Genomic DNA, 14,407 nt, shown 5'->3' with positions numbered 1-14,407 from the left:
TTCGCATGGGTGCGGGGGTTCAGTGGCGCGGTGCGGGGGGAGTGACGGGGGCGTGGCTCACGGGCGGGCCGGGGTCCGCCGGGAGGCGGTCGGCGAAGAAGCCGTACGCGCGCCTGAGGTCCGGGTCGGTCAGCGAGCGCCACCAGCGGTCGACGCCGTACCAGCCGGGCGCCGCGAGAGCCCCGCCGTGCCGTCCCACGGACAGGCCGGCGGCGAGGACGGCGAACCGCAGCCGTTCCTCCAGGGGCCAGCCGCCGAGGGAGGCGGCGACGAAGCTCGCGCCGAAGACGTCGCCGGCGCCGGTGGCGTCCACGACATCGATGTCGAGGGCCGGCACGTCCGCGTACTCGCCGGTGGTCTGGTCGACGGCGACCGCGCCGTCCCCGCCGCGGGTCACGACCGCCACCGGGACCCGCCCGGCGAGCGTGCCGAGAGCGGCGCGGGCGCTGTCGGTGCGGGTGTAGGCCATCGCCTCGGTCTCGTTGGGGAGGAAGGCGTGGCACAGCGAGAGCTGGTCGAGGAGATCGCGGGACCACTGCCGGGTGGGGTCCCAGCCGACGTCGGCGTAGACGTGGGTGCCGGCCGCGGCGGCCTTGGCGAGCCAGGCGCGCGGTTCGGCCTCGAGGTGCACCAGGGCGGTGCGCGCCTCGGGCGGGTCGCCCATCAACTCGTCCTGGGAGTAAGGAGGTGCGTCGCCATGGGTGACCAGGGCGCGGTCGCGGCCGTAGGTGAGGGAGACGGTGACCGGGGTCGGCCAGTCGTCCGCCCCGCGGGAGAGCGAGAGGTCGACGCCCTCCTGGCCGGCGAGGACCTCCTGGCAGTGGACGCCGTAGAAGTCGTCGCCGAAGACCGTGGCCAGCGAGGTGCGCAGGCCGAACCGGGAGGTGGCCACCGCGAGGTTGGCTATGCCGCCCGGCCCGCAGCCCATGCCCGTCGTCCAGATCTCCTCGCCCGGCGTCGGCGGCCCGCCCAGACCCGTGAGGACGAGGTCGTAGAAGAGCAGCCCGGTCAGCAGCACATCGGGCCGGTCGTCGTCCACGGAGGCGTCCTCTCGTCGAACCGCTCGTCAGAACTGTTCAAATTCGGTGCACGGAATCGTGCGCCCCTCCATGAGATTGGTCAATACCCGAGCAGAAGTGAGCATGGATTTGATTGAAGATGACGAGTAGTGTTCATGCCGTGCTGGCAGAACGACGACACCAACTCATCCTGCGGGCCCTGCGCTCGGGCGGCCCCGCCGCCGTCACCGACCTCTCCGAGCGGCTGGGCGTGAGTCCGGCGACGATCAGGCGCGACCTGGTCAAGCTCGAGGAGGACGGCCTCCTCACCCGGGTCCACGGCGGCGCCCGCGCCGAGGAGGGCGACCAGCCCTTCGCCGAGGTCGCCGAGGTGCGCGTACCCGAGAAGGACGCCATAGCGGCGCGCGCGGCGGCGATGGTCGAGGACGGCCAGTCGGTACTGCTCGACATCGGCACCACCGCCTACCGGCTCGCCCGCCAGCTGCACGGCCGCCGCCTCACGGTGATCACCAGCAACCTGGTGGTCTACGAGGAACTCGCCGACGACGAGGGCATCGAGCTGGTGCTGCTCGGCGGCATGGTCCGCCGCGAGTACCGCTCCCTGGTCGGCTTCCTCACCGAGGACAACCTGCGCCAGCTGCACGCCGACTGGCTCTTCCTCGGCACCAGTGGAGTGCGTCCGGGCGGGCAGGTGATGGACACGACGGTCGTCGAGGTGCCGGTCAAGCGCGCCATGATCAAGGCAGGCGACAGGGTCGTGCTGCTCGCCGACGCGGCGAAGTTCCCGGGTACGGGGATGGCGAAGGTCTGCGGTCCCGAGGACCTGGACGTGCTGGTGACGAACGCGCCGGTCGACCCGGCGACCCGCTCCGCGCTGGAGGAGGCGGGCGTCGAGGTGGTCCTGGCGGGAAAGGTGCAGGAGTGAGGCTGACGATTCTGGGCGGCGGCGGATTCCGGGTGCCGCTCGTGTACGGGGCGCTGCTCGGGGACCGCGGCGAGGGCCGGGTCACGGAGGTCGTGCTGCACGACCTGGACGGCGGCCGGCTGGACGCGGTCGCCCGGGTGCTGGCCGAACAGGCGGCGGCCGTGGCCGACGCGCCCCGGGTGACCGCCACGACCGACCTCGACGAGGCCCTGCGGGGCGCCGACTTCGTCTTCTCCGCCATCCGTGTCGGCGGCCTGGAGGGCCGGGCGAACGACGAGCGGGTGGCCCTGGCGGAGGGCGTCCTCGGCCAGGAGACGGTCGGTGCGGGCGGCATCGCCTACGGTCTGCGGACGGTGCCGGTCGCCGTCGACATCGCGCGGCGGGTGGCCCGGCTCGCCCCAGACGCCTGGGTCATCAACTTCACCAACCCGGCCGGGCTGGTCACCGAGGCCATGTCCCGCCACCTCGGTGACCGGGTCATCGGCATCTGCGACTCGCCGGTCGGCCTCGGCCGCCGTATCGCCCGGGTGCTCGGCGCGAACCCGAGGGAGGCGTGGATCGACTACGTCGGCCTCAACCACCTCGGCTGGGTCCGCGGCCTGCGGGTCGCGGGACGGGACCAACTGCCGCGCCTGCTCGCCGACCCCGACCTGCTCGGCTCCTTCGAGGAGGGCAAGCTCTTCGGCGCCGACTGGCTCCGGTCGCTGGGCGCGATCCCCAACGAGTACCTGCACTACTACTACTTCAACCGTGAGGCCGTACGCGCCTACCAGGAGGCCGAGAAGACCCGCGGTGCCTTCCTGCGCGACCAGCAGGCGCGGTTCTACGCGGAGGCCCGGCGTGCGGACGTCTCCGCCCTCGACGTCTGGGACCGCACCCGCGCCGAGCGCGAGGCGACCTACATGGCCGAGAACCGGGAGACGGCCGGCGCCGGCGAACGCGACGCAGACGACCTCTCCGGCGGCTACGAGAAGGTCGCCCTCGCGCTGATGCGGGCCATCGCCCGCGACGAGCGCACCACCCTGATCCTCAACGTCCGCAACCGCGGAACCCTGTCCGTGCTCGACGGCGAGGCCGTCATCGAGGTCCCGTGTCTGGTCGACGCCAACGGCGCGCACCCGGTCGCCGTCGATCCGCTGCCCGGCCACGCCACCGGCCTGGTCTGCGCGGTCAAGGCCGTCGAGCGCGAGGTGCTCGCCGCCGCCGAGTCCGGCTCCCGTGCGACCGCCGTGAAGGCCTTCGCACTGCATCCGCTGGTCGACTCGGTGAACGTGGCCCGCAGGCTGGTCGAGGGCTACAGCGAGGTGCATCCCGGCCTGGCCTACCTTGAGTAGACGCTTTCGGTGCTTTTGGCGCTTTCCCGCCCCGTTCACTGGAGACATCCATGCACGATGAACGCCGCCGTATCGAGGAGCGCGTGGAGCGCCTCCACAACCAGCGCATCAGGCCGGCGATCTACGCGGCCACCGTCCCCCTCGAGGTGTCGGCCTGGCAGGCCCCGGGGGAGCCGGTGCCCTTCGCGCAGGCCGCGGCCGCGCCGTACGAGCCCTTCGCGGCCGGCACCCCGTGGGGACCGCCCTGGGGCACGACCTGGTTCCGGATGCGCGGACGGGTGCCGGCCGAGTTCGCGGGCAGGCGTGTCGAGGCCGTCGTCGACCTCGGCTTCGTGGGCGACTGGCCCGGCAACCAGGCCGAAGCGCTGGTGCATCTGACCGACGGCAGGCCGCTGAAGGCGGTCAACCCGCTCAACCAGTACGTCCCGATCGCCCACCCGGCCGTGGGCGGCGAGCCGGTCGACTATCTGGTCGAGGCGGCCTCGAATCCGGACATCCTGGCGAACGACTTCGCGGGACCGACGCCGCTCGGCGATGTGCGCACGGCAGGGGACCGTCCCCTGTACACGTTCCGCCGCGCCGACATCGCCGTCCTCGACGAGGACGTCTGGCACCTCGACCTCGACCTCCAGGTGCTGCGCGAGCTGATGTCGGAGCTCGGCGAGCACGACCCGCGCCGGCACGAGATCATGCACGCCCTCGACCGGGCCATGGACCTCCTCGACCTGGACGACATCACCGGCTCGGCGGCCGCCGTGCGCGAGGCCCTGAAGCCGGTGCTCGCCAAACCCGCGCACGCCAGCGCGCACCGCATCTCCGGCGTCGGCCACGCGCACATCGACTCGGCCTGGCTGTGGCCGATCCGCGAGACCAAGCGCAAGACGTCCCGCACCTTCTCCAACGTGACCTCGCTGGCCGACGAGTACGAGGAGTTCGTCTTCGCCTGCTCCCAGGCCCAGCAGTACGAGTGGGTGCGCGACAACTACCCGCACGTGTGGGCCCGGATCCAGGAGTCGGTGAAGAAGGGCCAGTGGGCGCCGGTCGGCGGCATGTGGGTGGAGGCCGACGGCAACCTGCCCGGTGGCGAGGCGCTCGCCCGACAACTGGTCCACGGCAAGCGGTTCTTCATCGAGCACTTCGGCATCGAGACCAAGGGCGTGTGGCTGCCGGACTCCTTCGGCTACACCGCCGCCTACCCGCAGCTGGCCAGGCTCGCCGGCAACGAGTGGTTCCTCACCCAGAAGATCTCCTGGAACCAGACCAACAGGTTCCCCCACCACACCTTCTGGTGGGAGGGCATCGACGGCACCCGCATCTTCACCCACTTCCCGCCCGTCGACACCTACAACGCCCGCTTCAGCGGCGAGGAGATGTCCCGCGCGGTCCGCAACTACAGCGAGAAGGGAGGCGCCACGCGCTCGCTGGCCCCCTTCGGCTGGGGCGACGGCGGTGGCGGCCCCACCCGCGAGATCATGGAACGGGCCCGGCGGCTGAGGGATCTGGAGGGCTCCCCGAAGGTCGAGATCGAGCACCCCGACGCGTTCTTCGCCAAGGCCCTCGCCGAGTACCCGGACGCCCCGGTCTGGGTCGGCGAGCTGTACCTGGAGCTGCATCGCGCCACCTACACCTCACAGGCCCGCACCAAGCAGGGCAACCGGCGCAGCGAACACCGGCTGCGCGAGGCCGAGTTGTGGGCGACGACGGCCGCGCTGCACGCACCGGGCTACGACTACCCGTACAACAAACTCGACCGCCTGTGGAAGACGGTCCTGCTCCACCAGTTCCACGACATCCTGCCCGGCTCGTCCATCGCCTGGGTGCACCGTGAGGCGGAGGCCGAATACGCCCGGGTGGCACAGGAGTTGGAGGAGCTGACCGCCGAGGCGGTGGCCGCGCTCGGCACCGGCGGGACGCGTGTGTTCAACACGAGCCCGTTCGACCGCGCGGAGGTGGTCCGCACGCCCGAGGGCACACCGGCCTACGTCCAGGTGCCCGCAGGCGGATCCGCGGCCCTCACGGGAGCGCGGCCCCCGCGGCCCGTGACGGTGAGCGGGCGGGTGCTCGACAACGGCCTGGTGCGGGTGGACATCGCGGAGGACGGCACGCTGTCGTCCGTCCGTGATCTGCGGGCGGACCGGGAGGTCCTCGCCGAACCGGGCAACCTGCTCCGGCTGCACACCGACCTCCCGAACTACTGGGACGCCTGGGACATCGACAAGCACTACAGGAACCGGTACACGGACCTGCTGGACGCCGAGTCGGTCACGGTCGTCGAGGAGGACCCGCTGGTCGCCGCGGTCAGGGTCGAAAGGGCCTTCGGAAAGGGCTCGCGGATCACCCAGACGATCACCGTGCGCGCGGGGAGCCCCCGCATCGACATCGAGACGGACATCGACTGGCACGAGACCGAGAAGATCCTCAAGGCTGCCTTCCCGGTGGACCTCCGTGCCCCGCACTCCTCGGCGGAGATCCAGTTCGGCCACGTCCAGCGTCCCACCCACACCAACACCAGTTGGGAGGCGGCCCGTTTCGAGGTCTCCGGCCACCGCTGGGTGCACATCGCCGAGCCCGGCTACGGCGTCGCGATCATCAACGACTCCACCTACGGCCACGACGTCTCCCGCTCGGTACGCGAGGCGAGCGAAGCGAGTTGGGGGTCCGCCCGGCCGGAGGCCGGGGGAGGCACGACGACCACGGTGCGGCTGAGCCTGGTGCGCGCCCCGCGCGTCCCGGACCCGGGCGCCGACCAGGGCCGGCACCGGTTCACCTACTCCCTGCTGCCCGGCGCGGACATCGCGGACGCGGTCGCCGAGGGCTACGCGCTGAACCTCCCGCTGCGGGTGGCGCGGGCGGCCGGGGAGCCGGAGCCGGTGGTCTCGGTGGACGGCGAGGGTGTGACGGTCGAGGCGGTCAAGCTCGCCGACGACCGCTCCGGTGACGTCGTCGTACGGCTCTACGAGTCTCGGGGCGGCCGGGCGAGCGGTGTGCTGCGCACCGGGTTCCCGCTCGCGGGCGCCCAGGTCACCGACCTGCTGGAGCGGCCGCTGGAAGAGGCGGACGTCATCGACGGCGGCGTCGCCGTCGCGCTGCGGCCCTTCCAGGTCCTGACCCTGCGCCTGCGGAGGGGATGACCGTGCCCATGCAACCCTGGTTCACCGACGCCAAGTTGGGGATCTTCGTGCACTGGGGCATCTACGCCGTCGACGGCGTCCAGGAGTCCTGGTCGTTCTACGACGACATCGTCCCCTACGACCGCTACATGTCCCAGCTCGGCCGGTTCACGGCCGCCCGCTACAACCCCCGTGAGTGGGCGGCCCTGTTCGCCCGCGCGGGCGCCGGGTACGCCGTGCTGACCAGCCGGCACCACGACGGCGTCGCCCTGTGGGACACGGCGTACGGCGATCTCAACCTCGGCCGCGACCTCATCGGGCCGTACGCCGACGCCCTGCGGGAGCAGGGCCTCAAGGTCGGCCTGTACTACTCGCACTCCGACTGGAGCCACCCCGACTACGCCTCCACGCGCAAGCCAGGGCGGCCACCGGAGCAGGAGGACAACAGGTACTCCGAGGTCGCGGCCGAGTTCGAGGACCTGGACGCCTGGGAGCGGTTCCTCGCCTACCGGGACGGGCAGATACGGGAGCTGGCCTCCCGCCACCGGCCCGACCTGATGTGGTTCGACGGCGAGTGGGAGCGCAGCGAGGAGCAGTGGCGCATCCGCGAACTCGCCGCGCTGGTCCGCTCGTACTCTCCCGACGTCGTCTTCAACGCCCGCATGCTCAGTGAGGGCGACTACGCGACGCCCGAGCAGGGCGCCCCGGTGATCCCGCCGGACGGCCCCTGGGAGCTGTGCCTGACGATCAACGACTCCTGGGGCTTCCAGCACCACGACGACAACCACAAGTCGGTCGACCAGCTGATCCGGTACTTCACCGAGACCATCGGCGGCGGGGGCAACCTGCTGCTCGACGTCGGCCCCAGGGAGGACGGCACCATCCCGGCCGAGCAGGCCGAGCGCCTCGAAGGGCTCGGCGACTGGATCCGCCGGCACGCCGAGGCGGTCCACGGCACCGTGCGGGGACTGCTCGCCGGGCACCACTACGGCCCGAGCACCCTGTCCCCGGACCGCCGCACCCTGTATCTGGTCCTGTTCGACGCGCCGCGCGCCGAGATCAACGTACGCGGGCTGCTCGGGAAGGTGCGCCGGGTCAGTGTGCTCGGCAGCGGCAGGGAACTGGCCCACCGGGTCACCGGCGGTCTGCACGAGACGCCCGGGGTGCTGTGGATCGAGCCGCCCGCTCCGGCCGACCTCGACCCGCACGCCACGGTGCTCGCGGTGGAACTGGACGGGGAGCTGGAGCTGTACCGAGGGGCGGGCCGCTTCTGAAGGCGGTGCGCCCGACGGGTCCCCGGGCGGTGTGCCTCGGGGGGGGGGGGGGGGGCGCCGGGGGGGGGGTGGGGGGAGCCGGGCCCCCAGTTCCCCCGGGGGGTTTTCCCCCCCTTGTTTTCCCCTTCTTTGTAGGGAGGGAGGGCCCTTTTCGGAGGGTGGTATTCCCGACGGGTCCCGGGGTGGTGTTCTGGGGTTCGCCCGGTCCCCCCCCGTCACCGCGCCCGCCCCCCCCGATCCCCCCGTTCCCCCGTCGGTGCTTCCCCCCGTTGGTTCCCCCGTTCCTGATATGGAGAGCGGCCGGGATGCCCCCTGATACACCCCGGGCGGAAAAAAAATCCCCCCGGCCCGTGAGCCGGGGGGATCGCGGTCGTGCGGGTGCCGTGCTCAGCCGGTGAAGCCGGCCGTGATCGAGGTGAACTGCCAGTTGTTCTGGCTGATGCCGGAGCAGTTGCTCACCACGCCGCCGCCCGCGCACGGCCGGTCGCGGTTGACCGCCCAGAACGCGAGCCGGGCGATGTGGTGCGAGTTGGCCCAGTCGCGGATCTGGGTCCAGATCGCCGGGGTGGTGTTCTCCTGCTGGTCGGACAGGCCGTTCATGCCGGAGATGCCGATGTGGGAGTAGGCGGTCGCGTCGTCCCAGCCGAACGTGGACTTCAGCTTGGTCTTCAGGCCCTCGGCGGCGTTGACGGTGTTGCCGTACATGTCCGAGCCGCCGCCGAAGTCGAACGGCATGATCGTGAAGACGTCGATGTTGGCGCCGAGCGACTGCGCCTGCTCGATGAGCCGGTTGCCGTAGTAGGTCGGGCCGGTGGTCGAGGTGCCGAAGGTGACGATCGTCTTCAGACCGGGGTTGTTGGCCTTGACCGTCTTCAGCGCGGTGAGGATCTTCGCCTGCACGGCCTCGTTCTCGAACTCGTCCGTGTTCTCGATGTCCATGTCGATCGCCTTGAGCGAATAGGCGTCGATCACCTTCTGCAGCGCCCCGGCGAGAGCGCTCGCGGAGGAGCAGTTGGCGCCCAGCTTGCTGCCCTGCCAGCCGCCGAACGACGGGACGATGTCACCGCCCGCGGAGCGGATCTGGTTGATGGCGGTCTGGTCCACCCCACCGGTCAGCGCCCGGCTGCCGTCCCAGGCCGGCGTGCAGCCGCCCGAGTCGAGCACGAACGCCATCGTGAACCACTTGATGCCGGTCGCGCTCATCACGGTGGACGGGCTCGGCGGGTCGCCCCAGCCCTCGTACAGGTACGGAGCCGCCTGCTTGAAGGACGTACCGCCGCTGCCCGCGTTCGTCGTCACCGTCACCGAGTTGGAGGCCCCGGAGGTGTTACCGGCAGCGTCGCGCGCCTTCACGCTGAAGGTGTACGACGTGCTGGGCGACAGCCCGCTGACCGTGGCGGACGTACCGGAGACACTCAGGACCTGGCTCGATCCGCTGTAGATGTCGTACGCCGTCACGCCCACGTTGTCGGAGGAGGCGTTCCACTGCAGCGACACGCTCGACGACGTCTTCCCGGTGGAGGTGAGCCCGCTGGGCGCGGTCGGCGCCTGGGTGTCACCGCCGCCTCCGCCGCCCGGTCCGTCGAGGCTGATGTCGTCGGCGTAGTACGAGCCCTGCGCGTACCAGCCGTGCACGTAGATGGTGGCGCTGGTCTGCGAGGCGCCGGTGGTGAAGGAGACGCTGAGCTGGCTGTACGCGGACGGGGACGTGGTCCAGGTGGAGGCGCCGCCGTTCACGCCCAGGTAGACGTAGGAGCCGCGGACCCAGCCGCTGAGCTGGTACGTCGTGTTCGGCTTGACGGCGAGCGTCTGGCTGCACTGTGCGTTGTCGCTGTCGGTCACCGCGCCCTGCAGGGCGCGGGAGCCGCCGTGCACGGGGGAGGAGACGACCGAGCCGAGATTGCCGGTACAGGTCCAGGGGGACAGACCGCCCGACTCGAAGCCGGGGTTGGTGAGGATGTTGGCCGCCTGAGCGGTACCGGGAAGGGCGACGGCTCCGCCCAGGGCCAGGGCGGCGGTGCCGAGCATGGCGAGTATCCGACGTCTGGAACGTCTGAGTATGTGGCGCACGCGATCTCCCTGTGGGGATGGGGGTGTTCGGGAGTGCAGGGGGAGTGCGGAAGGTGCGCCAACCAAGTTGGTATGGACCAATCGGGCTGTCAAGGAGAACAGCGGAATTGGTCCATACCGGTGGGGAGAAGCGCTTCGGAAGGGGCGCGGGGCCGTGCTCGACATGCGGCTGCGCCGCGCGGGTCAGAGCGACCACGTGGGTGCATCGGCCGGAGAAGTACGGCAACTGGCGGGGCGTCTGCAACCGTCTGCGGACGTGGGCAGTCGACAGCACCTGGGATCGGGGGCGTTGTCGTACCCCGGGTGTAGCGTCCCGGCCGGAGCCAGGCTCACGCTGCGGTTGACGGAGGCGCGCGAACGACGGGTACGACAGGCGAGGCCGTGGTGGCGGTGGCCCGGCGTACCAAGGCCCACGAGCACTACGGCGACTACGAGATGAACAACCACGTCGTCGAGTACGAGCCGGACCGACCGTCGCATCGGCTGGGAGCCGAAGCCTGGTGGCGGACGCAGATGGCGAGCACCGTGGAATGCCTGCCGAGCTGTGCGCCGCCCGGTGAACGCCGAACTCGCCGCCCTCAAGTACGCCCTGGACCGCCGGCGCGAGCACGTCGTCGGCATCCTTCAGGGGCTCTCGGAGGACGATCTGCGGCGGCCGGTGCTGCGCAGCGGCTGGAGCTGCCTGGCATTGCTGCGCCACCTCACCCTGGATGTCGAACGCTTCTGGTTCTCCGGGGTGATCGCGGGCGAGCCGGACGTGGCCGGCCGGCTCACGGCGGGCGCGGAGGCCCACTGGTACGTACCCGAGGGAATGAGCGCCGAGGAGGTCTTCGCCGACTACCGGACGGCCATCGCGCGCGCGGACGCCGTGCTCGCCGCCGCCACGCCCGAGCAGCGGCCCGCCGCGTGGCCCGTGGAGATCTGGCCGGCCTGGCGGCTGCCCGACGTGCGGCACGTCCTGATCCACGTGCTCACCGAAGTCGCCTGCCACAGCGGCCACTTGGACGCGGCGCGTGAACTGATCGACGGCACCACCTGGCTCGGCGGCAACCCCTACGCCGGCTGGTTGTGGGGCCGGTTTCGGTTTCGCCGGGTTCTTCGGGCCGCGATGGCGCGGCGACGTCTGCCCCTGCGGATACGCTTCTCGTTGCGGTTGCGGTTGCGGCTCCAAACGAAACCGTCTAGAGCGGCAGGACCTCCGCCGCCGAAGCCGCCTGTACTGGGGAGGGCACCGCCGGCAGCAGTACCTCGGCCTCCTCCACCCTCTGCTGCGGCAGCGACACCGTACGCAGCGGACGCGGCGCCGACACCACCGTGTAGTCCTGCCCCAGGAACGGCGGCTGGATCACCCCCGGGTCCTCACCGAGCGCCAACCGCACGGCCGCCCAGGGTGCGTTCACGCCGCAGAGCGACAGCTGGTGCAGGCCCCCCGCGGGCCTGGTGTTGACGTCGAGCAGTACCGGGCGGTCGCCGAACATCCGGAACTGGATGTTGGACAGGTGGTGCAGCCCGAAGCCCTCCGCGATCAGCCGGGCCGGCTCCAGCCAGCGCTCGAGGAGCGTGAAGCCCCGGCGGCGGCCGTTCTTGGTACGGCCCACGGCCAGCCGGACACGGTTGTCCGGCCCAGTCAGGCAGTCGACGGACACCTCCGGCTGTTCCAGGCGCGGCATCACCAGCCAGTCCACGGGCTCCTCGGCCCGCCGCAGCGCCTCGACGACCAGGTCCAGCTGCACGTACGGACCGGGGAAACCGCTCAGGTGCGTCAGCGAGAAGGGGGCGCGCGTGATCATCCGGAAGCCGACCCCGCCGGCGCCGGCCGCCGGCTTGAAGCACGCCGTGTGTCCGGCCTCCTCCAACTCCTCGACAGCGGCGATGAGTTCGTCGGCCGTACGCACCCGCCACCACGGCGGCACCGGCACGCCGACCGAGCGGACCGCCGCGTACGCGGTCGCCTTGTCCTCGAACACGGCCACCGCCTCGGGCGTCGGCGCCAGCAGCGCCGTACCCACCGCCGCGAACTCGGCGCGGTGCGCCACGATCGCCGCCTGGTGCAGCCGGGGCACGAACACGTCGATCCCGCGCCGCGCGCACTGGTCCAGGGCGTACTCGACGTACCCGGCCGGGGAGAGGCCCTCCGGCTCCAGGTCGGCGGTGTCGGCGGCGGCCAGCACGGGGGAGTCGGCGTCACCGTGCGTCGCGTGGATCTCGACCGCCCGGTCGCTGGGATTTCTCCGCAGCTGATCCATGAAGAACACGTTCTCCGCGTACGTGCGGTTGAGCCAGACGCGTACGCGAGAGGGCATGCAGGCCGCCTTTCAGGGTTTTCGGGCACGGCGCAGCGGCCCGGGCCCGGGCAGGAGGGAGGAAGGGACACCAAACAGCCCTGTGCGAAGGGGGATTAGGGGTGTTGATGTCGGGGCGATCATACGGCTTTCAAGGGTCCGCGCGTGCAACGCGCATGTTACGGATTGACCCGGGCCGAGCGGGCCGGCCCGGCCGGGTCGCCCTTGTCCCCGGCCGGTGAATGTGTTCTCGTGGTGCCGACGGATGATCGGAAGGGGCGCGAGGTGGAGTCGACGGCCGGGGCCGGACAGCTGCTGGCCATCAGCGACCTGCACGTCTCCTATCCGGAGAACCGCGCGCTCGTCGAGCGCATGCGCCCCCACACGGACGACGACTGGCTGATCGTGGCCGGGGACGTCGCGGAGACCGTCGAGGACATCCGCTGGACCCTCGCCACGCTCGCGGACCGCTTCCGCAAGGTTCTGTGGGCGCCCGGCAACCACGACCTGTGGACCCATCCGAGGGACACCGTCACCCTGCGCGGCGTCGCCCGCTACGAGCACCTCGTCGCCCTGTGCCGGGACCTCGGCGTGACCACGCCGGAGGACCCGTACCCGGTGTGGCACGGCCCCGGCGGGCCGGTGGCCGTGGCCCCGCTGTTCCTGCTGTACGACTACTCCTTCCTGCCGGCCGGCTGCGCCACCAAGGAAGAGGGTCTCGCCTACGCGGAGAGCACCGGCATCGTCTGCAACGATGAGTATCTGCTCCACTCCGACCCGTATCCGGCCCGCGAGGACTGGTGCCGGGCCCGCGTCGCCGAGACCGAGCGCAGACTGGCCGAGCTGCCCGCTGACCTGCCGGTTGTCCTCGCCAATCACTACCCGCTCGACCGGCACCCGACGGACGTGCTGTGGCACCCGGAGTTCGCCATGTGGTGCGGCACCGCCCTCACCGCCGACTGGCACCGCCGGTTCCGGGTCGAGACGATGGTCTATGGCCATCTGCACATCCCGCGGACCACCTGGCACGAGGGCGTCCGCTTCGAAGAGGTGTCCGTGGGATACCCCCGCGAATGGCGCAAGCGCCCCGAACCCCCGGGGCGACCGCGCCGCATCCTGCCGATGGAGGTCGGGCCCGGTGATCGAGGAGCTGCTCCCGGAGTCGGTGGTGGCCGTGGAAGCGTTCGGTGACGAGGAGTCCCGCAACGCCTCGCTGTACCCGGAGGAGGAGCTGCTCGTGGCACGGGCGGTGGACAAGCGCCGCCGCGAGTTCACGACCGTACGGGTCTGCGCCCGGCTCGCCATGGAGAAGCTCGGTGTCCCGCCGCAGCCCGTGCTGTCGGGTGAGCGCGGCGCCCCGCGGTGGCCGCAGGGCCTGGCCGGCAGCATGACCCACTGCGACGGCTACCGCGCGGCGGCACTGGTCCGTGCCGCCGACCTCGCCTCCCTCGGGATCGACGCCGAATCCCATGGACCGCTGCCGGACGGCGTGTTCGAGAGCATCGCGCTGCCCGCCGAGCTGGACCGGCACCGCGGTCTGTGCGCCACCCGGCCCGGCGTTCACTGGGACCGGCTGCTCTTCAGCGCCAAGGAGTCCGTCTACAAGGCGTGGTTCCCCCTCGCCCAGGCCTGGCTGGACTTCTCCGAGGCCGACATCGAGCTGGTCACCGGACCGGGGCCCGGCATGCGCGGCGGCTTCCGTGCCCGGCTGCTCGTTCCCGGGCCGCTGGTGAACGGCGTGCGCCTGACCACGTTCGAGGGCCGCTGGCTGATCGCGAACGGCCTCGTGCTGACGGCGGTGACCGTCCCGCACCTCTGAGCGGGACAGCCGCGGAACCGCCGGGCCTCACTCCTGCGGGCACCAGTGGCGCAGCAGCCGGAAGAACTCCTCCTCGTTGCCCGCCAGCCCCGCCCGCGTCAGCGCCCGCTCCGCCTCGGCGAGCACGGCCGGGGGCACCACCACGGGCCGGCCGCCGTCCGGAGGACCGTCGAGGGCGGCGCGTACGGTGTGCAGCAGCCGCAGATAGGCCTGTACGGCGGTGCGCTCACGGTCGGTCAGTACGGCGGTGGGCATCGGTCGGCTCTCCCCGGTTCGGCGTCACGGTCACGCGCCCTGCGGCGCCGTGCACCGCGTCGTGCGGCGCACGCATCCAGCTTGCCGTCCACCACTGACAACGCCGTTCCTGCCGCACTCCCGGCTTCGCCCGGGAGGGGGGAGGCCCGGCGCCTCGATTCGCCCGCTCGGCGGAGGCGGAACGCACACCGGTACGAGGGCACATGCCTGACCGCGCTCGGCGGGTGACGGTACGTCGCTCCGAGCGAGCTGTCACCGGGAGCGTCCCGACGAGCCGGCACGGGAGCGTCCCGACGAGCCGGCACCCGGAGCGTCCGGC

At 71.6% G+C, this 14,407-nt stretch carries 10 protein-coding genes and 1 pseudogene; 7 read left to right on the top strand and 4 right to left on the bottom strand.

What is annotated here, in order from left to right; genetic code table 11:
• Positions 1–19 precede the first annotated feature (19 nt).
• A complete protein-coding gene (locus AC07CM_RS35640; protein ID WP_478880627.1) occupies positions 20–1,039 on the bottom strand; it encodes a carbohydrate kinase family protein in 1,020 nt (339 codons plus the stop codon).
• A gap of 140 nt (positions 1,040–1,179) precedes the next feature.
• On the opposite strand from AC07CM_RS35640, the gene AC07CM_RS35635 reads away from it, so the two are divergent.
• The 4 genes from AC07CM_RS35635 to AC07CM_RS35620 are packed head-to-tail and all read left to right on the top strand — an operon-like array spanning position 1,180 to position 7,662.
• Positions 1,180–1,944, top strand: a complete 765-nt coding sequence (locus tag AC07CM_RS35635; RefSeq protein ID WP_478880626.1) for a DeoR/GlpR family DNA-binding transcription regulator — start codon at positions 1,180–1,182, stop codon at positions 1,942–1,944.
• Positions 1,941–3,278 carry a 6-phospho-beta-glucosidase gene (locus AC07CM_RS35630; RefSeq protein WP_478880625.1) on the top strand — a complete coding sequence of 446 codons (1,338 nt, stop codon included), beginning with the start codon at positions 1,941–1,943 and terminating at the stop codon, positions 3,276–3,278. The genes AC07CM_RS35635 and AC07CM_RS35630 overlap by 4 nt, the downstream gene beginning before the upstream one ends.
• A 50-nt stretch (positions 3,279–3,328) precedes the next feature.
• On the top strand, positions 3,329–6,409 hold the full coding sequence (locus AC07CM_RS35625; RefSeq protein WP_478880624.1) for an alpha-mannosidase: 3,081 nt from the start codon (positions 3,329–3,331) through the stop codon (positions 6,407–6,409).
• Between the two features lie 2 nt (positions 6,410–6,411).
• Positions 6,412–7,662 carry an alpha-L-fucosidase gene (locus AC07CM_RS35620; RefSeq protein WP_478880623.1) on the top strand — a complete coding sequence of 417 codons (1,251 nt, stop codon included), beginning with the start codon at positions 6,412–6,414 and terminating at the stop codon, positions 7,660–7,662.
• Between the two features lie 387 nt (positions 7,663–8,049).
• Here the strand turns inward: AC07CM_RS35620 and AC07CM_RS35615 are convergent, their stop codons facing one another.
• A complete protein-coding gene (locus AC07CM_RS35615) occupies positions 8,050–9,732 on the bottom strand; it encodes a carbohydrate binding domain-containing protein (RefSeq protein ID WP_478880622.1) in 1,683 nt (560 codons plus the stop codon).
• 556 nt (positions 9,733–10,288) lie between these two features.
• On the opposite strand from AC07CM_RS35615, the pseudogene AC07CM_RS35610 reads away from it, so the two are divergent.
• A pseudogene (locus tag AC07CM_RS35610) lies at positions 10,289–10,795 on the top strand (DinB family protein); the annotation flags it as partial.
• Positions 10,796–10,913: 118 nt separating this feature from the next.
• Here the strand turns inward: AC07CM_RS35610 and AC07CM_RS35605 are convergent.
• A complete protein-coding gene (locus AC07CM_RS35605) occupies positions 10,914–12,035 on the bottom strand; it encodes an ATP-grasp domain-containing protein (RefSeq protein ID WP_478880621.1) in 1,122 nt (373 codons plus the stop codon).
• Positions 12,036–12,299: 264 nt separating this feature from the next.
• Here AC07CM_RS35605 and AC07CM_RS35600 point away from each other — a divergent pair, with 264 nt between their 5' ends.
• On the top strand, positions 12,300–13,205 hold the full coding sequence (locus tag AC07CM_RS35600; protein WP_478880620.1) for a metallophosphoesterase family protein: 906 nt from the start codon (positions 12,300–12,302) through the stop codon (positions 13,203–13,205).
• On the top strand, positions 13,153–13,833 hold the full coding sequence (locus tag AC07CM_RS35595; protein WP_478880619.1) for a 4'-phosphopantetheinyl transferase family protein: 681 nt from the start codon (positions 13,153–13,155) through the stop codon (positions 13,831–13,833). The genes AC07CM_RS35600 and AC07CM_RS35595 overlap by 53 nt, the downstream gene beginning before the upstream one ends.
• Positions 13,834–13,860: 27 nt before the next feature.
• On the opposite strand, the gene AC07CM_RS35590 is transcribed toward AC07CM_RS35595, so the two are convergent.
• Positions 13,861–14,088 carry a hypothetical protein gene (locus AC07CM_RS35590; protein WP_478880618.1) on the bottom strand — a complete coding sequence of 76 codons (228 nt, stop codon included), beginning with the start codon at positions 14,086–14,088 and terminating at the stop codon, positions 13,861–13,863.
• Positions 14,089–14,407: the final 319 nt, after the last annotated feature.

Source organism: Streptomyces sp. NPDC044061 (assembly GCF_056434305.1).
This window is presented reverse-complemented; position numbering and strand designations above follow the sequence as displayed.

Bases quoted from the DNA above. Each gene is read 5' to 3' on its own strand.
- AC07CM_RS35590 (WP_478880618.1), bottom strand. From the start codon at position 14,088: ATGCCCACCGCCGTACTGACCGACCGTGAGCGCACCGCCGTACAGGCC.
- AC07CM_RS35625 (WP_478880624.1), top strand. From the start codon at position 3,329: ATGCACGATGAACGCCGCCGTATCGAGGAGCGCGTGGAGCGCCTCCAC.
- AC07CM_RS35605 (WP_478880621.1), bottom strand. From the start codon at position 12,035: ATGCCCTCTCGCGTACGCGTCTGGCTCAACCGCACGTACGCGGAGAAC.